Source organism: Streptococcus sp. DD10 (assembly GCF_001578805.1).
Lineage (GTDB): Bacteria > Bacillota > Bacilli > Lactobacillales > Streptococcaceae > Streptococcus.
Genome location: NZ_KQ969161.1, coordinates 101,753 through 121,099, shown reverse-complemented (window position 1 = coordinate 121,099; position 19,347 = coordinate 101,753). Strand labels below are relative to the sequence as shown.

Sequence of the window (19,347 nt, the reverse complement as noted above, 5' to 3'; positions counted from 1 at the left end):
GATTTTCTTCAGTCTTTTTTTTGATTCCTTAAAAGAAGTTTTCATTTTTTGGAAAAAGTTGCAAAAATGCGACAAAATAAAGAGGATATGATATAATAGAAAAAATGAGAAAAGGTAGGTTAACGGGTGTCAATAGCAGTTCGAAAATCTTTAGAAAAAGCTGTCTTGGGAGCTTCAGAGTCTGATGATTGGGAGCTTGCTCGACAAGAATGGTCTCATGTTTCACTGATTTTTAATGGGCTTGGTGGGAGTAACTGTGTTTGTGGTAAAGCGATTAAATATGCCTACGAGTTATTGAATCAGAAGACTGGACGTAGACTGTTTCCCATTGGTAGTGATTGTGTTCGCCATTTCTGTAATGTGGATTTAGAGAGTGAGTTGGAAGAACAAGAACGGCTCCTTAAAAAATTAAACCACCTAACGAAGAAGCTTGAACAACAAACGAGTCGGCTATCTGGAATCAAGGACTTGGATGAAAGTTTACTCCATTGGCTTTGGCAAAAAGGTGCTTTTAAGGCAGAGAAAGGAAACGGGTTTAAGGCAGAGAAAGACTACCAATTGTTTTTGGAGGTTTTTAAAGGAGGCTCCTGGGCTAAGGCAACACCAGATAAGCGTGCACGTATGGATAAAGTTCTCGACCAGTTTATCAAGCCTTTTTTACTAGGACGATTTGATGAGGAAGTTTATCTCGTTCAGCTAGGTAAAGAGAAGATTGAGTTTGAACAAGAGCTACGTGAGAAGGCTGAGTTAGAAAGACAAAAGAAAGAAAAAGTGCTAGCTGATTTACCGCAAGGTTTTCGCTTAGCATTAGGACCGGCTGAAAAGGCCTATCGAACCTATTTTGCTTGGGATAAGGATTTAACGAAAGAAGAAAGACGTTGGGAGGAGACTCTATATGGAAAGAATCAGAATGAACGCCTGTTTAAGACCCAACAGGTCCAAAAAGAAATCCAAAAGGGAAAGCGTATTGACGCCCAAGACTATGCGGAACGCAAGCAAAAGCAAGTTTGGTTGGTAAATAGTAGTTTTCGCGCTTTTCCTGATGACAAAGCTAGATTAGGGAGGTTAGTTGCCTATTTCCGGAGGACTGGGGAAATTCCCTTTCAAAGGGATTTTTTTTCAGAGAGTCTGATAGATTTCTTTTTTAAGATGAAGGTTTTTGAATTTGAAATTCATCCAGAAAGCGTTGTTACTTTCTTAAAGATGAAACTAGGTACTCCAGTTAGTCATATGGAAAAAATTTGGTTGTACGACATTCTAGAGAAAGATATCAAGCCTTTTTTAGAACGATTTGTATTATAAAAAAGCAGGACGACAAAAACAGGAAAGTTTTCGTTGCCCTACTTTTTATAATGGACGAAACTGAAAATCGGATTAATGTGATACACGACGACGTGCAGCTTTTTTACGATTTTCTTCGATGAAAGCAGCTTTTTGCTCCTCAGGTTCAATTACTTTTTTCTTAAATGCATAAGCCGCTCCTGCAACTGCAGCAACTGTACCTGCGATTCCTGTAAAAACTCCTTTAGCAAAACCTTTAGCCATATGAAAGTCTCCTTTTCTGAATGATATCTACTCTGTAACCGTCTTTCTTTGACCGTCCTGAATAGTCCTTTTTATGGTATAATAATAGTAACCAAAAAATGAAAATTTTTCAAGGGAAAAAGATGAAAATTAAAATAATTGTGATTGTGGGACCGACAGCAGTTGGCAAAACAGCACTAGCTATCCGCCTTGCGCAGTACTTCAATGGTGAAGTCATAAGTGGGGATAGTCAACAAGTTTATCGTTGTTTAGATATCGGAACAGCCAAAGCTAGTAAAGAAGAACAGGCGGCTGCTCCCCATCACTTGATTGATGTGCGTGAAGTTACCGAGTCTTACTCGGCTTTTGAGTTTGTCGAGGAAGCAAGCCAGGTCATTTTGGACATCAGAAACCGAGAACGTGTTCCGATACTTGCAGGGGGAACGGGGCTGTATATTCAAAGTTTACTAGAAGGTTACCATTTAGGAGGACGTGTTTCTCATGATGAGATTTTGAGCTATCGAGCAGAATTAGCGCAATTTTCGGATGATGAACTAGAGGAAAAACTAGCTAAGCAGGGGATTGAGATTCAACAAGTGAATCGTCGTAGGGCCATACGAGCTTTGGAAATAGCTCATTTTGGGAATGATTTAGAAAATAAAGAAACAGATTATGAACCGTTTATTATTTGCCTTCAAGATAAGAGAGAGAACCTTTATGAGAGAATCAACTTGCGTGTGGATAGGATGCTAGAGCAAGGTTTATTGGAAGAAGCAAAATGGTTGTTTGAACATTATCCCCAGGCTCAGGCTAGCCGTGGAATTGGGTACAAAGAACTGTTCCCCTATTTTAGTGGCGAAATGAGTTTGGAGGAAGCAACGGAAAAATTGAAGCAAAATACTCGTAGATTTGCTAAGCGACAGTTAACCTGGTTTCGAAATCGGATGCAGGTTCATTTCTACGATATTTCAGATGAAGATTTTTCAGAACAAATCCTTCAGCAGTGTAAGGAGTTCTTAGATGATTGACACACAAAAAAAACAAGAACGCGTGTTATTAGTTGGGGTTGAACTGCAAGGGATGGAGCATTTTTCAATGTCCATGGAAGAATTAGCTAGTTTGGCTAAAACTGCAGGTGCAGAAGTAGTGGGCTGTTACCGTCAAAAACGGGAAAAGTATGATTCTAAAACCTTTGTCGGATCCGGAAAACTTCAAGAAATAGCCGATATGGTCGATGCTGATGAAATTTCAACTGTAGTAGTAAATAACCGCTTAACACCAAGGCAAAATGTAAATCTAGAAGAAATTTTAGGAATTAAAGTGATTGATCGGATGCAGTTGATTTTGGATATTTTTGCCATGCGAGCTCGTAGCCATGAAGGAAAATTACAGGTGCATTTAGCACAACTTAATTATCTACTGCCTCGATTAGTCGGACAAGGAATCATGCTTAGTCGTCAGGCAGGTGGGATTGGTTCTCGTGGACCGGGAGAAAGTCAGTTAGAGCTGAATCGCCGTGCTGTACGGAATCAGATTAATGAGATTGAACGTCAGCTTAAGATTGTTGAAAAAAATCGGGAAACAGTACGTGAAAAGCGAATGGATTCCCCTGTATTTAAGATTGGGTTGATTGGATATACAAATGCGGGAAAATCAACCATTATGAATCGTTTAAGTAGTAAACGACAGTATGAAGCAGATGAACTTTTTGCAACGCTTGATGCCACGACGAATAGTATCCACTTAGAAGGGAAACTGCAGGTAACTTTAACAGATACGGTCGGTTTTATCCAAGACCTACCTACAGAATTGGTATCCAGTTTTAAATCGACACTTGAAGAAAGTAAACATGTTGACCTTCTAGTCCATGTGATTGATGCGAGTGATCCCAATCATGAAGAACATGAAAAGACGGTTCTATCTATTATGAAGGATTTAGATATGCTAGAGATTCCTAGACTAACTCTTTATAATAAGTCAGATAAGATTTCTGATTTTACACCAACTCAGACTCCTTATACTCTTGTCGCAGCAAAAGGGGAAAAAAGTCGAGAAGTTCTTCAAACTGCCATAGTAGAAAAAATAAAAGAGTTATTTGTTCCTTTTAGTATTCGACTTCCGTTTGAAAAATCTTATCGTTTACATGATTTAGAGAATGTAGCTTTTATAGAAGATATAGATTATGAAGAGCAGTATCAACTTATTAAAGGTTATATTGCCCCCAAAAATAAATGGAGATTAGAGGAATTCTATGACTGATTATCTTGCACTTGCTTTGAAGTATGGTGGATTTACTAGTTTGGATGTCAGATACTTAGACAATCAACTAAAAAAGATGACAGACCAGCAAAAGCTAGATTATATTACACCACCACCTAGCGTTATTAATGCTTATTTTGCAGAACTTTACCAAAAAAAGAGCCCAGAAGCAGCAACTACTTATTTCTTAGAATTAACTCAAAGTCTTAAACTGTTTAATACGACTCCTAGTTTTACTGAGGAGAAGCCTTTCATCCGTCTTAATCTCTCTGGGAAATCTTATGGTTTTTGTTACGAACATCCTAAACTAGCCAGAATCTTTCCTGAATGTTCAGAGCAGATAACAAGTGATCTTTTATTTGAAATTGCACAGATTTTTCCTCATTATTTAGTTTTTGAAGAGTCGGATAAGATTTATATGCAGGATTGTGTGCCAGAAAAAGTTGTATCTACTGAAAATGTGACGAATCTGACAGAATTGCAAAAATTAGAAGACGGCCGATTGAAACTCCTGGGCTATAATCAAGAGGAATTGGTTGAACTTTCCCAAGCTTATAATGGGCGCCCGTACTATCGCTCAGAAAATCGTACTGCCATGATTTATATGGCTTAGAAAGATAATAATGGATATTCAATTTTTAGGAACTGGGGCAGGACAGCCCTCTAAAGGACGCAATGTTTCTAGTCTTGCTCTGAAGCTACTGGATGAGATTAACGAAGTTTGGTTATTTGATTGTGGTGAAGGAACTCAAAATCGTATTTTGGAAACGAGCATTCGTCCTCGTAAGATTAGTAAAATTTTCATCACCCACTTGCATGGAGACCATATTTTTGGTTTGCCTGGCTTTCTTTCCAGTCGTGCCTTCCAGGCAAGTGAGGAACAAAAAGATATCGATATTTATGGTCCTGTTGGTATTAAAACCTTTGTATTAACGAGTCTGAAAGTTTCTGGTTCACGCTTGCCTTATCGCATACACTTTCATGAGTTTGATGAAAATTCTCTAGGAAAAATCCTTGAAACAGATAAGTTTAGTGTTCATGCAGAAGCCTTGGATCACACGATTTTTTGTGTTGGTTATCGGATAATGCAAAAAGATTTAGAGGGAACATTGGATGCTGCCAAACTGAAGGAGGCAGGAGTTCCGTTTGGTCCTTTATTTGGAAAAATTAAAAATGGTCAAGATGTTGTTCTAGAAGATGGAACTCAGATTAAAGCTGCAGATTTTGTATCTCCCCCACGTCCTGGAAAAATTATTACGATTCTTGGAGATACTAGGAAAACAACAGCTAGTGTTCGTCTGGGAGTCAATGCAGACATCCTTGTTCACGAGTCAACCTATGGTAGAGGTGATGAAAAGATTGCACGAAGACATGGTCATTCTACGAACATACAGGCTGCTGAAGTGGCGCGTGAAGCAGGAGCTAAACGCCTACTTCTTAATCATATTAGTCCGCGCTTTCTGTCTCGAGATGTTAGTCAGTTAAAGCGTGATGCAGCAGCTATTTTTGAACGAGTTCATGTTGTGAAAGACCTGGAAGAAGTGGAAATCTAGGTAAAGTGAGGATTGGCGAAAGGTTTCCTCTTGTATTTTGTAAGCCTGTCTACTGGTGGGTGAAATATTTGCAAGCGGAGAAAAGCCAGTTCCTTATTCACGGATAGGAGACGACACAATTTTTAATCGTAGGAAAGGAAGAATATGGCTCGAATTCTTATTACGGGTGCAAGTGGAGGGCTAGCTCAAGAACTGGTAAAACTCTTACGTCAAGACCAACTCATCTTACTAGGTCGTAGTCAGGAAAGATTAGAACAATTGTATTCAGAGTATGATAATGTTTCCTATTTTGAGATAGATATTCGAGATGAAGAAGCTATTCGGCAGGTAATAGAGACGGTTTATAAAGAATATGGTGGACTGGATATTCTAGTGAATAATGCAGGTTATGGAATTTTTGCAGATTTTGATCAGATTTCTTATCAAGATATCCAGTCTATGTTTGAAGTGAATACCTTTGCTTTAATGAATCTTTCTCGCCTAGTTGGTGAAAAAATGAAGATGGCAGGAAATGGGCATATTGTTAATATCGTTAGCATGGCTGGTCTCATCGCTTCGAGTAAATCGAGTCTTTATTCGGCGACAAAATTTGCAGCAATCGGTTTTTCAAATGCTCTTCGCTTAGAACTCTTGCCCCATGGTGTGTATGTCACGACGGTTAATCCTGGACCTATTCGGACAAGTTTTTTTGATCAAGCGGATCCAGATGGTTCCTATGTAAGGGCAGTGGACCGTTATATCTTAGAACCAGATAAAGTCGCCAAAAAAATAATTGCTATTTTTGGAAAAAATAAGCGTGAACTGAACTTACCTATTTTGTTGAATGTTGCTCATAAATTATACCAGCTTTTTCCAAGATTAGCGGACACATTAGCCCTTAAGATATTTAACTATAAATAATAGATGGACTTAGAATAGTTAAAAAACAAATGAAAAGGGAGTGGAGAAGTACTTCATTTTTTAAAACTTCCGTCTCCCTATGTAGTCACATTTTATGAATGCATCATAAAAGCCCCCAGAAGGTAGATATAAAAAATCTACTTTTTGGGGGTTAGGTTGTATTCTGGTTCTGTCAATAATATTATTCTAAAAATGGATTTAATAGAATAGGAGAAGGCTATGAGATTAAGAGATAAATGGGAAGATGATTCAAATCAGTATAGAAGATATAATCTTAAACAAAAGATAAATTCGGTTATATTTGGTCTAGCTATAGGTGATGCACTGGGAGTTCCTGTAGAGTTCAGAGCTAGAGATACCTATCATATTTCGGATATGGTGGGTTATGGAACCTATAATCAACCAGCTGGTACCTGGTCAGATGATACTTCTTTATCCTTAGCACTTGTTGAACATCTATGTGAGGGTTCTGATTTGAATGGATTAATGGATAAATTTGTAGCTTATCGTCAGGGTTATCTCACACCTTTTGGAAATTGTTTTGATATTGGTGTTTCGACTAATCAGGCGATTGATCGGTATTTAGCAGGAGTTTCTCCAGAGAAATGTGGAGGGACTAGTGAGAGAGATAATGGTAATGGAGCTTTAATGAGGATATCTCCCTTAGCTTTGCTCTTATATGAAAATTTTGATTTCAGTTATAGATCAAAAATTATTGAGCAATATACTAAGCTGACCCATGCTCATCCAAGGTCTATCGTTGCATCTATTCTTTATGTCCAGCTCTTAATCGGTTTTATTCTTAACATTCGTTTAGAAAAATTACTTTGTCAATCAAAACCTTATTTTGAAGATTACTTCAAGAAAAAGCCAGAATACTGGGAAGAGTATCAAGAACATTTTAGTGAAATATTTGATAGAGAATTTTATCAAAAATCTAGGGAAGATATTGCTTCTACAGGCTATGTTGTTGATACCTTGAAGGCTTGCCTCTGGTGTTTGGGTACAACAGAGAGTTTTGAAGAAGCTGTGCTAAAAGCTGTTAATCTTGGAGGTGACACGGATACCATAGCTGCTATTACAGGTACTTTAGCTGGTGCCCAATATCAACTGGAAGGTATACCAGAAGAATGGATTCAACAGCTGGCTAATAGGGAATTGATTGACGAAAAAAGTCGGCAATTACTGGAACACTTATATAAACAATCAAAATAGTTTTTATAATTAGGGAACAATCAGAAGAACTCTTCTATAAAAGGTTCTGTCAATAATTTTGTGTAAACACTCAAGTAGAGTTTATTAAGTTATAAAATCAAGCTTTCTAGGGTATCTGAACAAAGTCCAAAGCCTTTATGAATTCGTTGTTCATTTTTGAAATTGTAGTTTGCAAAAATACTAACCAAGCAACGCTCAAGGGCTTCTTTGTTAGGAAATATGATTCTTTTCTTTGTTTGTCTCTTTATTTCCTTATTTAAAGACTCAATGAGATTAGTTGAACAAATGCTTTTTTTAATACTTAGTGGAAATTCAAAGAAGGTTAATAAATGCCTTGTTTGGGCTAAATTGTCCATTATTTTCTTGTATTTAGGTGACCAATTATTCATAGCAGTTTCAAGAGAAGGACGAAAAAACTCATCACTATCTGATTTTTTGACTAGGAATCCTAAAACTGAACGAGCAAGCACATTCAGCTTGGCGCAACTATGACAAGTTCCATTACGAGCATGTCAAACACGTACTAACTCTCCATGGACCTGTTTTTGGATTCTGATACTCTTTCTAAAATCTCTTCAAACCACGTCAGCTTCGCCTTGCCGTACTCAAGTACAGCCTTCGGGTCGCTTCCTAGTTTACCCTTTGATTTTCATTGAGTATAAAAACTAGAATTTCCTGTTTTCTATTGACAAAATTTCCTTAAAGGTATAGGATAGAGGTACCAATACTCGGAGGTATGGGAGACATGAACAACTAATCTATCAAATAAAGAACTTTATTTAGTAGATCTTGTTTTTGTCTCTTTTTGTGTGCTCTTTTTATACTAGATTTTCTAGTATCTTGTCCTCATTGAAAATCGAAAAACTAGAAAGCTATGCTCCTCTTGGGTTGGGTTAGGCAGCTCCAAGCTAGTTTGACGAGTTTTTCAACGAGGATAATAGAGTTTTGACAGTGACTTTGGGCTCTACTAGATAAAGTAGAGCTTTTTGTTATGCACTATGGACATTCTAGAAAGGGCAACAATATGATAAACATCAATCATCTAACCATCACGCAAAACAAAGATCTACGAGATCTTGTATCTGACCTAAGCATGACTATCCAAGACGGGGAAAAAGTTGCTATTATTGGTGAAGAAGGAAATGGTAAAACGACTTTACTAGGAGCTTTAATGGGAGAAGCATTACCTGATTTTACTATCAAGGGCGACATCCAGTCTGACCTTCAATCACTGGCCTACATTCCTCAAAAACTCCCTGAAATCCTGAAAAAGAAAACTCTACATGACTACTTCTTTTTGGATTTTGCTGATTTAGACTACAGTATCCTCTATCGCTTAGCTGAGGAGTTACACTTTGATAGCGACCGTTTTGCTAGCGACCAAGAAATTGGCAGCCTCTCGGGGGGTGAAGCTTTGAAAATTCAACTCATTCATGAGTTAGCCAAACCCTTTGAGATTCTATTTTTAGATGAACCTTCAAATGACCTAGACCTTGAGACGGTTGATTGGCTAAAAAGTCAGATTCGAAAGATTAGGCAAACTGTTATCTTTATTTCCCATGATGAAGACTTTCTTTCTCATACGGCAGATACTATTGTCCACTTGCGACTGGTCAAGCATCGGAAAGAAGCGGAAACGCTAGTCGAGCATGTAGGCTATGAACGCTACAGTGAGCAGAGAAAGGCTAATGTTGCTAGACAAAGCCAGCAAGCTGCCAACGACCAGAGACTCTATGACAAAACCATGGAAAAGCATCGCCGCGTCAAGCAAAATGTAGAAACTGCCTTACGTAACACTAAAAATGATGTTGCCGGTCGCCTATTGGCTAAAAAGATGAAAACTGTTCTCTCTCAAGAAAAACGCTTTGAAAAGGAAGCTCAGTATATGACCAAAAAGCCACTTGAAGAGGAACAAATCCAACTTTTCTTTTCAGACATCCAAACTTTACCGGCTTCTAAAGTCTTAATTCGACTGGAGAAGGAAAAGTTGTCCATTGGAGAGCGTGTTTTAGCTCAGGGGTTACAACTAACTGTCCGTGGCCAAGAAAAAATCGGTATCATCGGCCCAAATGGTGTTGGGAAATCAACTCTGTTAGCCAAGTTGCAGCAACAGCTAAGCGCCAAAAGAGAAATTTCCCTTGGTTATATGCCACAAGATTACCATAAAAAACTGCAATTGGATTTATCACCAGTAGCCTATCTCAGAAAAACTGGGGAAAAAGAGGAACTACAGAAAATCCAATCTCACCTAGCCAGTCTCAATTTCAGTTATCCAGAGATGTACCACCAAATTCGCTCCTTATCTGGCGGGCAACAGGGTAAACTCCTACTTTTGGATTTAGTGTTGGGCAAACCAAACTTTCTCCTTCTGGATGAGCCCACACGAAACTTTTCTCCCACTTCTCAACCTGAAATCAGAAAACTCTTTGCCTCTTATCCTGGCGGTCTCATCACTATTTCCCATGACCGACGTTTCTTAAAAGAGGTCTGTACGAGTATCTATCGTTTGACAGAAGAAGCTTTGGAGGCCGTTGATTTAGAAGATTTATAAATTTTGAACATAGCAAAAATCCAGATCCGATCTCTTGATTTTGTTTACATGCGTATCAAGCGTTCGATTCGTTCTGAGATAGGTGGGTGGGTATAAAAAAGTTTTTGAAGTCCCCCCACCTTTCTTAGGATCATTGATACACAGAGCGCTGCTGGCATCATCTACGTGACAGATTATGCTCTGATTTTTATTTAAATTGTATAAGCTAGAAATCGGTTCTGTCTATAATCTTGTGTAAACACTCAAGTAGCGTTTATTCAGTGATAAAATCAAGCTTTCTAAGGTATCTGAACAAAATCCAAATTAAGTTAGATGTGGAGAATCAATCCTTTACAAGAACGAGTAACAACCTTGAATTAAGTAGCAGAATAACTACTGGCTTCAGTGGAAACTAGGCAGAAAATGAAATTGAATCTTTCAAAATTGAATAGAACTGAAGGAATTAGTATTGATATTGTTGAAAGGGAGCTTGAGGAGTTGGGGAGTCATCTGGAATTAGAGAGTCATAGATATGAAAAGGCAGTATCTAAGCTCGATAAATTTATAAATCATTTGAGTGAAAATATGGAAAATAGATATGTTGATGATGAGTTGTAGAAAATAAATTTTATTCATAATTTGTATCTTTTTAGCCATAGATTTGAATTTTGAATTTAATCATGTTACAATTAAAATTAAAATCAAATGGAAAAGGAAGATACAAACGTGGGTACACTACTGGCAACAAGATTAAAAAATAGACGAAAAGAATTAAAACTGTCTCAGAGAGAACTAGCTGAGGGTATTTGTAAACAAGGGCAAATTAGTCGATTGGAGAGCGGAGAGTTTACTCCTGGAGCTGATTTTCTGCATGCTTTGGCTAAAAAATTGAATGTTAGTATGGAATACTTTTTCGATGATCAGATTGTAGAGGAAGTTAATGAGCTATCAGAGTTTAAGAAATTAGCACAAACTTTTATCACAAATCGAAATTATGAATCTTTGAAATATATATATGAATTGGAAAATGTAAAAGCTCATCGCTTGTCTCTAGCAGATAAGTTTTATATGGAGTGGATAAAATCATTGATAGATTTTTATTTTTACGGACAGCAAGAAGAGGCAATTACACGATTAGAGAAGGTGCTATCACAGTTAAGTGTATCTGATTTGAACTATCTTAAAGTTTCAAATACTCTATTCAATTTTTATTATGATATTGAAGATTTAGAACGTTTTAACGAGATTAGAGAAAAGCTAGAGTCGCAAGTAAATCAACTCAATCTAAATACAATGGAAGAGTTAGAACTATCTATTAAGTTCAACTACAATGTTTGTCGCTATCTATGGTTACATAAAAATACTGAAGAAGCTATTACTAAAATCACAGCTACGATAAAGCAGTGTAGGGACTATAGAACAACTTATCTTTTGGCTGATTTGTATTTATTGATGGGAAATGTCAGTGAAAGTTTTTCTTCTAAAAGTTTGGTAAAAGAATATTTTGAGATAGCTCATTTCCTCTATAAACTTGAGGAAAACATGTCAATGACTTTAAAAGTTGAGCATTACCTTGCAGATATAACAGAATAATGAATACGGTGTTCAAGTGAGCATCGTTTTTAAATCCATCTTTTGATACAAAAAAGCATTAAATAAAAAAATAAAAAAGATTATAAAAATACTGGACAAGATAATTTTGAAGTGATAAAATAAACGCAAGAAAACAAAAGGAGAGACATATGAAAAGTTTGTTTGGGAAAACTGTTGCTTTGTTAGTTATGGGTTTAATCCTATCAGGAATTGCAGGGGGACCTCGAGTTTATAAGATGACTAGAGGTATCGATCCAGGTCCTGCAAATGGAAAAGTTTTTTAACCATTCAGATTAATCTATAACAACGCCAATTATGAGGTTTGATAAGATTTATCCTCACCGGAAAAAAATCTTAAATTTTATGATAGAGGGAGAAATTAAATTGAAGTTTAAGAAGACTAGCTTAAAGCCTAAGAAAATTCGTTTTGTATTAGGTTACAATGGCGGTGATAAATAAATACAAGTATGTATTTGTTTTTCCTGAGAATCTAAGATTTAATCTTAGATTCTCAATTTTTTATTATATTTTATAATATCCCTTCTAAAAATAACAGACAAGTATAATTATATGATATGATAAACTCGTCTGATTTATTTTTTAACTACTTAGTTGAAAACGAAAAATTGTTCAGAACTCGTTAGATTTCAGTAAATCTGGATAATTATTTTATTGAGTATGAATATCTTGGAAAAAAGAAGAATTTTATGTATTTGGAGAAGAAAATGCAAATATCAATTTCTGAAGTAAGTGTAACTAGTTTTGGAATTACAAGAGAAATTTTAAAGAAAATAGACTTTAATTTTTCAAAAATGGGGAGCGAAGAAGCTAAATTTCTAATTTTTCCAGAATTACCTAGAGAAGGTAATCTAAGTTTAACTGTTCGCCAAAGTTATGATAACCAGTTAAGATATTCGATGTTACCTAGAGTTGAGGATATCATGAAGAAAATTGTAAATCAACTTAGAGAACATTTAGAAATTTTAGACATTGAGATAAGTGATTTAAGTTGTTTAGCAGAAGGTGATCAATTCATATTAAACGAATTATCAAGTCATGTAAAAATAAATATTAAAATTATTCCAATAAGAAAAATACGCTATATATATGAGGATATCTTTCTCAATCAATCAGCAGAAGAATTACATGAATTAGGATTAAAATATTTATCAGTCGGCGATTTATGGGCTTCTAAAAAAATATTTACTTACTTAGTAAATAAATATGATAATAGACGAGATGTTTTCAAATTAGCTACAACTTATAATATGTTATTGGAAACAGAAAAAGCAGAATATTACTATAACTTATACAAACATGATGGAGAAGTTGACCATATCGTGGCAGCAAATTATATGCTTGCAATGCTCTATGCACGTCATCATCCTAAATATCTTCAAGATAATCAAAAAGCCATTGTATTATTGAATGAAGCGTATGATTTAATTAAAGATGAAGTGACATTAGAGAGTATTTTTAATCGAAATGGATATGCTCTACTATTATTTAAAATGGGTAAAGTAGAGGAAACAATCATATTATTAAAACAGTGTTTAAATCAAATAAAACAAATAGATTCCTCTAGTTTTTCGGCTATTCTTCATGAAAGCGTACTTTGGTTTAATTTATATCAGTGTTATGTTGCCATAGGTGACAATAGTAATTCTCGGAAAACTTTTTATATTTTGAAAAATATTGATCCGCTTTTTATTGAGTACTATCTAGAATATTCTAGAAATCTTTTAGAAACAGATGCCGAAAAATTTCTAGAGTTTATAGAAAGTATGCCACATCATTCTAATAACTTTGCTGAAAAATATTCGCTCTTAGGATACTATTTTAGAGGAACTGTGAAATCATTACAATATTTTAGTAAAGCTTTTGAATTGTCAAATAGAACGTTTTCTTTTTGGTACGATATAACTTATGAACTAACGGAGTCTAATCTTTACAATGAAGCATTCAATAATTTACCCTTATTGAATAATAAACTGTATGAGCTGAATGATGATGACTTACTAAGTTATATTTTAATTTCTGCAGAAATTTTTTATAATTTAGACAGGTTAGATGAATTTAAACGAACTATAGAAATTGGGTGTAGAATTTTTCCTGACTCAGAAAGTATCAAAGAAATTACAGAGAATGTAGCATGAAACGGTATAAAACTCTATTTATAAAGTATCCTGAATCTTTCCAGTTTTTAGTTTTTAATATTCTGTTTTATTTATCAATGTCACTTTCTAGGAGTGTTCATTCAATTTGGTTTGATTTGAATGGAAGTTTACTGAATTATAGTATTTCATATTCAGCAATGGCTTTTTCAGGAATGTTTGCTGGAATTCTAGGTAGAAAAATCAATTATTTTAATTTAAGAAATTTGATAAGAATAGGAGTAATACTATATTCTATCGGTTTATTATTGAGATTATTTCCTAATGATTGGTTGACATCATTAATTTCTGGTCTTATCTCAGGTGTTGGGGCAGCAACAATAATTCTTTTATTACGAACTTGGGTTGTTGGAATAGGAAAAGAAGAAGACAGAGTGGTTACGATTTCCTTAAAAAGATTTTCCAGCAGTCTAGGAACTTCCATCGGAGGGTTATTGTCAGGTATTTTGCTATATTGTTTTATACATTTTTTTCAAAATATGGCATATCCTATTGTTTTAGCTTTGGCAAGTATGTTATGTTTAGTAACTTTCTTTTGTATTCCTAAAATTGATAGTTTTACCGATAAGAGTGAAAGATCAGAAAGAATCTTAGAATCTAGTAACTACATAAAAAAGAGAATAATTTTTTTTGGTATCTTCTCAGGTTTAATTACTAGTATATTTTCTCCTTATTTGCCAGTTATTTTAAGACGTCAAGAAATATCAGAAGTTTTTATTGGGCCTATTCTAACCATTTTAAGTCTATTAACAATTTATTTCTCTTCCATATTTTCAAGTAGAAAAGTAGATAATCATAAACAAGGATATTATGTATTATCCGAGTTATTGATTTCGATACTTACTTTATTTTTTAGTTTTCATTTAAAATATTATTTAGTAATAACGATATTGATTATTAGAGTATTTTTTGTAAACCTATCATCAATTACACAAGAGTTAATGGAATTATCAATTTATCCAAGGGAAAAAATTTCATATTTTTACGGTATTTCTCAAACTTCCTATTTTATAGGTGATACTCTAGGAGGATTTATAGGAGGTTGGCTATTTAATCAAGATATGAAATACAGTATTTATTTATTTGCTGTATTATTAGTATTCAATGCTATATTATTTAACAGATTTTACTTACGAAATAATAAAAATCCTTAAATTCGATTAGACACTGTAAAATATCTTGTGTAAACACAAAAAGGAATAAATCCTTTATAGTAGAGTTGCAACACATTACTAGAAAGAATTATTCCTATGACTCAGTTTACCACAGAATTACTTAACTTCCTAACCCAAAAATCAGATATTGATGAGTTTTTTCGTTCTTCTCTCGAAACTGCTATGAATGACCTTCTACAAGCTGAACTATCTTCCTTTCTTTATGAAAAAGCTGGTTATCATACTGGTAATAGCCGTAACGGTACTGATTATCGTCGATTTGAAACCAAGTATGGCAAAGTCAACTTGATGATACCTAGAGACTGTAAGTGTCTGTATTCTAGCAATTCGTGTCAATCGATACATTTCGACTAGTGTATTTGTCTTGTAAAATCGACAATCTAGTTGATAGATTTACGGATTGAGCGTAAAAGAAAGTTCAAAAGGCAGAGAATAGTTGTTGATAAGGGAATATTTCTTTACCAAGAATCTAAAGAGATTTCGCCACTGTTTAACCACATATCTTGGCCACTAAGCAGTTGGACTCGAAGTTGTCCCGTATCAGTAATTTCTTTGGCGATTCCTTCGTAATGTTGTTGGTTTTGGGTGAAACTAACCTTTCTTCCTAGGATAAGAGAGCGTTGTTGATAGAGATAGAGAAGTTCATCCTCTTTCAAATGATAGAGATTTTTCCAGATTTCCCCAATTAATTCATTTCGAGTAATTGGAGATGAGGAGATAAAGAGTGAGCCTGCTTTGTCCTTTAATTCCACAGGGAAGTCTGTTATGGCTAGATTGAGTCCAACTCCAATAATCAAGTCTGTGACGAGGCCAGTCTCAATGTTGGTGATTGCTTCTGTCAAGATACCGCCTATCTTTTTCCCTCTATAATAGATATCATTTACCCATTTTATGTCAACATCTATTAGTGTCAAGTCTTTGATTGCCTTGTAGATTGCGCCAGCTACAAGTAAGGTGTAAGATGGTAGATTTTGATAAGTGCTATTAGGTTTTAAATGGAGACTCATATAGATTCCTCCTTGAGGAGGGCAATAATAACTACGACCAAAACGGCCTCGCCCAGCAGACTGAAATGGTGCTAGGTAGAGTGTATTTGGTTTTCCTCCTTGCTCAATAGCCCTTTTGGCATCTAGCTGAGTGGACTGACAGTGAGAATTGATTGAGACTTTGATAGGAGCGAGTTCCTCGATTTTACTGGCTAACAGAAGATCTCCCCCGATGAGTTTATAGCCTTTATTTCGGACAGATTGTATGATTAATCCTTCTTTTTCAAGTCGTTGAATAGCTTTCCAAACAGAAGTACGGGAGATTTGCAGGTTTTGAGCGATACTTTCACCACTCATATAATCATCCGTTTCTGCTAGAATTTCGTAAAGTTTTTGATAAGTTTTCATCTTCTTTCCTCTTTTATTAAATTATACCATGAAATAGATAAAATCCTGGCTATTCGTGTGAAAATTTGAAAGAATTCTTTTTAATTCGAATAAGAGAAAATTTGCTCTACAGTGAGAAATCCCGGCTAAAGGAGTCTAATCAGTTAGTCGGGATTTCTATTAGGGAATATCTTACTGTATTTTAAACCTTTATTTGAGGGGGGCAGAAAAAAACTGAAACATGAGTACACTACATTTATGTTATTAAAAAACAATCATAGGAATGATAGAGAAAAGTATTTTTGCATATGTTTAAATGCAAGTCGTTTTTGAAAAAAATCTATGAATATTATCTTGTTTTTTAGCCTGAATTTTCTTATAATAGAGGAGTTAGGGGATAGCATGAATAAAAAAATAATCACTTGGATACTAAGTTTACTTGTTTTGTTTGCAGTCGTTCTTTTTGCGACTGCTCTCTATTTTGGTCAATTTTCAGATACACAAGCAAGAGCAACAAGTTTACCTTCTGCTCAATTGGAGAGTAATGAGGGAAGTTTTACAACAAATGAAATCACTGCTGCGAGTGAAGTAAGTTCAAAGAATCCTTCTGTGGTTAGCAAATCTGCAGAGGCAAAGCAAGCAGTTATGGATGCAGATTTAGCAACGATGGATGCCTATGGTCTCTATTATGACTATGCTAACATGAGCTTATCTCAAGTCGTGCAGGCTTATCTTGATGAATTTGGTATTGATCATTCACAAGTTGCCTTTTCGTATAAAAATCCTGCGACAGGTGAATTGATTGAGATGAATGAAACTCAAGCTATGACAGCAGGTTCCACCTATAAACTCCCCTTGAATATGATGGTTGTTGATGACTTTAAAAAATTAAATCTCTCGATGACAGAACGATATGATATCACTAATACTTATTATGAGTATGATGGGGAGCATAATAATTATGTAGCTGCTTTTGGTGGGGCAATGACAATTCCTGAAATGCAGGAGTATTCTCTTGTTTATTCCGAAAATACACCAGCTTATGCCCTTGCTGATCGATTAGGTGGAATGGATGAAGTTTACAAGATGTATGGACGATATGGGGAGTCAAAAGGTGAAATCAAGACGATTAGTCAGGAAAATCGTACAACGACAAACTATTATATCCAAGTTTTGCAACATTTATGGGATAAGAAGGAAAAGTATAAGGATATTCGCTATTATATCGGAGTTTCATTTCCAGGCGAGTATTATAAGAAATATTTGCCAGACCTTCATATTGAGCAAAAACCTGGTTATGTAAATGAGGCTTTGAATGTAGATGCTATAGTTTATGAGGAAACTCCTTATTTGATTGCGCTTTATACAGCAGGTCTTGGAGGGACGACTACAGAAAGTACAGAGATAAGTGGCGTTGGACTAGTACAGGTAGGACAGTTAGCTTATGTTATCAATGAATGGCACCGTGTGAATATGAACCCATAGATCAGAAGGAGAGGTTAAGAGGAGTAGGTCTTGCCTCTTTTGATTATTTCTTGAGGAATTTTTTTGCCACTATTTTCACTTCAGTTGGTGGCTTATTTAGACGTTATTATTATCAGTTTAAGGAGTAGAAATGCCTAAAATTGCAATTTTATCAGATATCCATGGAAATTCAACTGCTCTTGAAGCAGTTTTAATAGATGCTGGTCAGCAAGATATAGAAGAATACTGGTTGCTAGGAGATATTCTTATGCCGGGGACTGGTAGAAGAAATATCCTAGATCAGCTTTCAAGTCTCCCTATTACGGTACAAGTGTTGGGAAATTGGGAAGACAGTCTTCATCGTGCCCTGCATCGTTTATTAGATGAAACTCGTCCTAGTCACCGCTATCTGATGCGTCATTGTCAGTATATTTTAGAGGAAATAACTGCAGAAGAAATAGATAAAATGCAAAACCTGCCGATGAAACTCTATCGTGAACTAGGAGGATTACGAATTGGGATTAGCCATCATCTACCCGATAAAAACTGGGGAAGAGAGTTGATCCATACAGGGGCGCAAAAAGATTTTGATCGTTTGGTAAGCAATCCTGTTTGTGATATAGCTGTATATGGGCACATCCATCAGCAGTTTTTACGTTATGCATCAGGGGGGCAACTCATCTTAAATCCTGGTTCAATTGGGCAACCATTTTTTCTAGATGCGAGACTTCGAAAAGACTTACGAGCACAGTATGCTATACTTGAGTTTGATGATAAAGGACTTGTAGATATTGATTTTCGAAGGGTGGAGTATGATGTGGAAGCAGAACTTAGTTTAGCTAGAAAATTAGAACTTCCGTATTACGAAGTATATTATGAAAGTTTGGTAAATGGGATTCATCATACTCATAATCAAGAATTGCTCCACAAAATTGAACGAAATCAAGGACATGATAAAGAGTTAGACAATTGGTTATTAGGTGGTAATGATTGACATTACATCAAAAAAGAGTATAATGAAGTGAGGAAAGAAAGGAGGATAGAATATGCAAATTTCGAGCAGATTTACTGTAGCCACCCATACTTTAATCGTCATAGCTTTGGAAGCGGGTCATCAAAAAGTAACTAGTGATTTGATTGCTGGCAGTGTTGGTGTGAATCCAGTTATCATCCGTAAAACCTTATCGCAGCTAAAAAAAGCAGGTTTAATTTCTGTAGCACGTGGAACAGGTGGTACAGAAATTATAAAAGATTTAACAGAAATCAGTCTATTAGATGTCTATCGAGCAGTTGAATGTTTAGGGCGAACAGGTCAACTCTTTAGCTTTCACGATAACCCAAATCCTAATTGTGGAATCGGAAAAAATATTCATAATATTTTAGATCAAAAACTAGTTCAAGTCCAATTAGCCATGGAGAAGGAACTGAGTGGAACGAATCTAGCGACAGTTATTGCAGATGCAGAAAAATATTTACAAACTGAAGTTTCTTAAGTAGGACTGTTGTTAGATTCTAATAAAAGGATATTTGAACGTTTTGTTTCATTAGCAAGGTCTTATAAAAAATTTCCTAATGCTTGACTTAGCA

Annotated in this window: 19 protein-coding genes and 2 pseudogenes; 17 read left to right on the top strand and 4 right to left on the bottom strand. The window is 35.4% G+C overall.

All coding sequences use genetic code 11. The features are described from left to right. Positions 1-126 precede the first annotated feature (126 nt). Entirely contained in the window at positions 127-1,302 is a 1,176-nt protein-coding gene (locus tag STRDD10_RS06995; protein ID WP_067194329.1) for a hypothetical protein, read from the top strand. Between the two features lie 72 nt (positions 1,303-1,374). Here the strand turns inward: STRDD10_RS06995 and STRDD10_RS10550 are convergent, their stop codons facing one another. After that, positions 1,375-1,545, bottom strand: a complete 171-nt coding sequence (locus STRDD10_RS10550) for a DUF3042 family protein (protein WP_082782066.1) — start codon at positions 1,543-1,545, stop codon at positions 1,375-1,377. A 122-nt stretch (positions 1,546-1,667) separates the two neighbouring features. Here STRDD10_RS10550 and miaA point away from each other — a divergent pair, with 122 nt between their 5' ends. From miaA to STRDD10_RS06965, 6 genes are all read left to right on the top strand, one after another. Continuing rightward, on the top strand, positions 1,668-2,552 hold the full coding sequence (gene miaA / locus STRDD10_RS06990; RefSeq protein WP_067194326.1) for a tRNA (adenosine(37)-N6)-dimethylallyltransferase MiaA: 885 nt from the start codon (positions 1,668-1,670) through the stop codon (positions 2,550-2,552). Further along, on the top strand, positions 2,545-3,783 hold the full coding sequence (gene hflX / locus STRDD10_RS06985) for a GTPase HflX (RefSeq protein ID WP_067194323.1): 1,239 nt from the start codon (positions 2,545-2,547) through the stop codon (positions 3,781-3,783). Before miaA ends, hflX begins: the two co-directional genes overlap by 8 nt. After that, positions 3,776-4,396, top strand: a complete 621-nt coding sequence (locus tag STRDD10_RS06980; protein WP_067194321.1) for a cystathionine beta-lyase — start codon at positions 3,776-3,778, stop codon at positions 4,394-4,396. The genes hflX and STRDD10_RS06980 overlap by 8 nt, the downstream gene beginning before the upstream one ends. 10 nt (positions 4,397-4,406) lie before the next feature. After that, positions 4,407-5,336, top strand: coding sequence for a ribonuclease Z (gene rnz, locus STRDD10_RS06975; RefSeq protein ID WP_067194318.1), 930 nt, complete (start codon positions 4,407-4,409; stop codon positions 5,334-5,336). Positions 5,337-5,480: 144 nt separating this feature from the next. Further along, the gene (locus STRDD10_RS06970) at positions 5,481-6,236 is read left to right on the top strand and encodes an SDR family NAD(P)-dependent oxidoreductase (RefSeq protein ID WP_067194315.1); all 756 of its coding nucleotides are present in this window, start codon (positions 5,481-5,483) and stop codon (positions 6,234-6,236) included. A 219-nt stretch (positions 6,237-6,455) separates the two neighbouring features. After that, the gene (locus STRDD10_RS06965; protein WP_067194312.1) at positions 6,456-7,451 is read left to right on the top strand and encodes an ADP-ribosylglycohydrolase family protein; all 996 of its coding nucleotides are present in this window, start codon (positions 6,456-6,458) and stop codon (positions 7,449-7,451) included. 89 nt (positions 7,452-7,540) lie between these two features. Here STRDD10_RS06965 and STRDD10_RS06960 read toward each other — a convergent pair. Continuing rightward, positions 7,541-7,861: pseudogene (locus STRDD10_RS06960) on the bottom strand (transposase); the annotation flags it as partial. Between the two features lie 581 nt (positions 7,862-8,442). On the opposite strand from STRDD10_RS06960, the gene STRDD10_RS06955 reads away from it, so the two are divergent. Next, positions 8,443-10,002, top strand: coding sequence for an ATP-binding cassette domain-containing protein (locus tag STRDD10_RS06955; protein WP_067194306.1), 1,560 nt, complete (start codon positions 8,443-8,445; stop codon positions 10,000-10,002). Between the two features lie 44 nt (positions 10,003-10,046). Here the strand turns inward: STRDD10_RS06955 and STRDD10_RS10885 are convergent. Further along, positions 10,047-10,173: pseudogene (locus STRDD10_RS10885) on the bottom strand (zinc metalloprotease HtpX); the annotation flags it as partial. Positions 10,174-10,404: 231 nt separating this feature from the next. Here STRDD10_RS10885 and STRDD10_RS06950 point away from each other — a divergent pair. The 6 genes from STRDD10_RS06950 (at position 10,405) to STRDD10_RS06930 (ending at position 15,277) form a co-directional block, all read left to right on the top strand. Continuing rightward, positions 10,405-10,599: a helical hairpin domain-containing protein gene (locus STRDD10_RS06950; protein WP_067194305.1), complete on the top strand. Its 195-nt coding sequence runs from the start codon at positions 10,405-10,407 to the stop codon at positions 10,597-10,599. Between the two features lie 108 nt (positions 10,600-10,707). Further along, the gene (locus tag STRDD10_RS06945) at positions 10,708-11,574 is read left to right on the top strand and encodes a helix-turn-helix domain-containing protein (protein WP_067194302.1); all 867 of its coding nucleotides are present in this window, start codon (positions 10,708-10,710) and stop codon (positions 11,572-11,574) included. A gap of 149 nt (positions 11,575-11,723) precedes the next feature. Beyond that, entirely contained in the window at positions 11,724-11,858 is a 135-nt protein-coding gene (locus STRDD10_RS11755) for a hypothetical protein (protein ID WP_269450121.1), read from the top strand. Positions 11,859-12,299: 441 nt separating this feature from the next. Continuing rightward, entirely contained in the window at positions 12,300-13,730 is a 1,431-nt protein-coding gene (locus tag STRDD10_RS06940) for a tetratricopeptide repeat protein (protein ID WP_231853387.1), read from the top strand. Beyond that, positions 13,727-14,902: an MFS transporter gene (locus STRDD10_RS06935; RefSeq protein WP_067194296.1), complete on the top strand. Its 1,176-nt coding sequence runs from the start codon at positions 13,727-13,729 to the stop codon at positions 14,900-14,902. Before STRDD10_RS06940 ends, STRDD10_RS06935 begins: the two co-directional genes overlap by 4 nt. Before the next feature lie 96 nt (positions 14,903-14,998). Then, positions 14,999-15,277 (top strand): transposase, encoded by a 279-nt coding sequence (locus tag STRDD10_RS06930; protein ID WP_269450120.1) that lies wholly within the window; start codon positions 14,999-15,001, stop codon positions 15,275-15,277. Positions 15,278-15,381: 104 nt separating this feature from the next. Here STRDD10_RS06930 and birA read toward each other — a convergent pair whose 3' ends face one another. Beyond that, positions 15,382-16,317, bottom strand: a complete 936-nt coding sequence (gene birA / locus STRDD10_RS06925) for a bifunctional biotin--[acetyl-CoA-carboxylase] ligase/biotin operon repressor BirA (protein ID WP_067194293.1) — start codon at positions 16,315-16,317, stop codon at positions 15,382-15,384. Positions 16,318-16,698: 381 nt separating this feature from the next. On the opposite strand from birA, the gene STRDD10_RS06920 reads away from it, so the two are divergent. The 3 genes from STRDD10_RS06920 to STRDD10_RS06910 all read left to right on the top strand — a co-directional run bounded on the left by STRDD10_RS06920 (position 16,699) and on the right by STRDD10_RS06910 (position 19,253). Then, a complete protein-coding gene (locus STRDD10_RS06920; protein ID WP_156468621.1) occupies positions 16,699-17,781 on the top strand; it encodes a serine hydrolase in 1,083 nt (360 codons plus the stop codon). Between the two features lie 130 nt (positions 17,782-17,911). Next, positions 17,912-18,754, top strand: a complete 843-nt coding sequence (locus STRDD10_RS06915; RefSeq protein ID WP_067194287.1) for a metallophosphoesterase family protein — start codon at positions 17,912-17,914, stop codon at positions 18,752-18,754. Positions 18,755-18,806: 52 nt separating this feature from the next. After that, the gene (locus STRDD10_RS06910; RefSeq protein WP_067194285.1) at positions 18,807-19,253 is read left to right on the top strand and encodes an Rrf2 family transcriptional regulator; all 447 of its coding nucleotides are present in this window, start codon (positions 18,807-18,809) and stop codon (positions 19,251-19,253) included. The last annotated feature ends 94 nt before the right edge of the window (positions 19,254-19,347 follow it).

Coding starts and splice junctions, on each gene's coding strand:
- STRDD10_RS06965 (WP_067194312.1), top strand. CDS start 6,456: ATGAGATTAAGAGATAAATGGGAAGATGATTCAAATCAGTATAGAAGA.
- STRDD10_RS06910 (WP_067194285.1), top strand. CDS start 18,807: ATGCAAATTTCGAGCAGATTTACTGTAGCCACCCATACTTTAATCGTC.
- STRDD10_RS06970 (WP_067194315.1), top strand. CDS start 5,481: ATGGCTCGAATTCTTATTACGGGTGCAAGTGGAGGGCTAGCTCAAGAA.
- hflX (WP_067194323.1), top strand. CDS start 2,545: ATGATTGACACACAAAAAAAACAAGAACGCGTGTTATTAGTTGGGGTT.
- STRDD10_RS11755 (WP_269450121.1), top strand. CDS start 11,724: ATGAAAAGTTTGTTTGGGAAAACTGTTGCTTTGTTAGTTATGGGTTTA.
- STRDD10_RS06935 (WP_067194296.1), top strand. CDS start 13,727: ATGAAACGGTATAAAACTCTATTTATAAAGTATCCTGAATCTTTCCAG.
- STRDD10_RS10550 (WP_082782066.1), bottom strand. CDS start 1,545: ATGGCTAAAGGTTTTGCTAAAGGAGTTTTTACAGGAATCGCAGGTACA.
- rnz (WP_067194318.1), top strand. CDS start 4,407: ATGGATATTCAATTTTTAGGAACTGGGGCAGGACAGCCCTCTAAAGGA.
- STRDD10_RS06930 (WP_269450120.1), top strand. CDS start 14,999: ATGACTCAGTTTACCACAGAATTACTTAACTTCCTAACCCAAAAATCA.
- STRDD10_RS06920 (WP_156468621.1), top strand. CDS start 16,699: ATGAATAAAAAAATAATCACTTGGATACTAAGTTTACTTGTTTTGTTT.
- STRDD10_RS06955 (WP_067194306.1), top strand. CDS start 8,443: ATGCACTATGGACATTCTAGAAAGGGCAACAATATGATAAACATCAAT.
- STRDD10_RS06940 (WP_231853387.1), top strand. CDS start 12,300: ATGCAAATATCAATTTCTGAAGTAAGTGTAACTAGTTTTGGAATTACA.
- STRDD10_RS06980 (WP_067194321.1), top strand. CDS start 3,776: ATGACTGATTATCTTGCACTTGCTTTGAAGTATGGTGGATTTACTAGT.
- birA (WP_067194293.1), bottom strand. CDS start 16,317: ATGAAAACTTATCAAAAACTTTACGAAATTCTAGCAGAAACGGATGAT.
- miaA (WP_067194326.1), top strand. CDS start 1,668: ATGAAAATTAAAATAATTGTGATTGTGGGACCGACAGCAGTTGGCAAA.
- STRDD10_RS06950 (WP_067194305.1), top strand. CDS start 10,405: ATGAAATTGAATCTTTCAAAATTGAATAGAACTGAAGGAATTAGTATT.
- STRDD10_RS06915 (WP_067194287.1), top strand. CDS start 17,912: ATGCCTAAAATTGCAATTTTATCAGATATCCATGGAAATTCAACTGCT.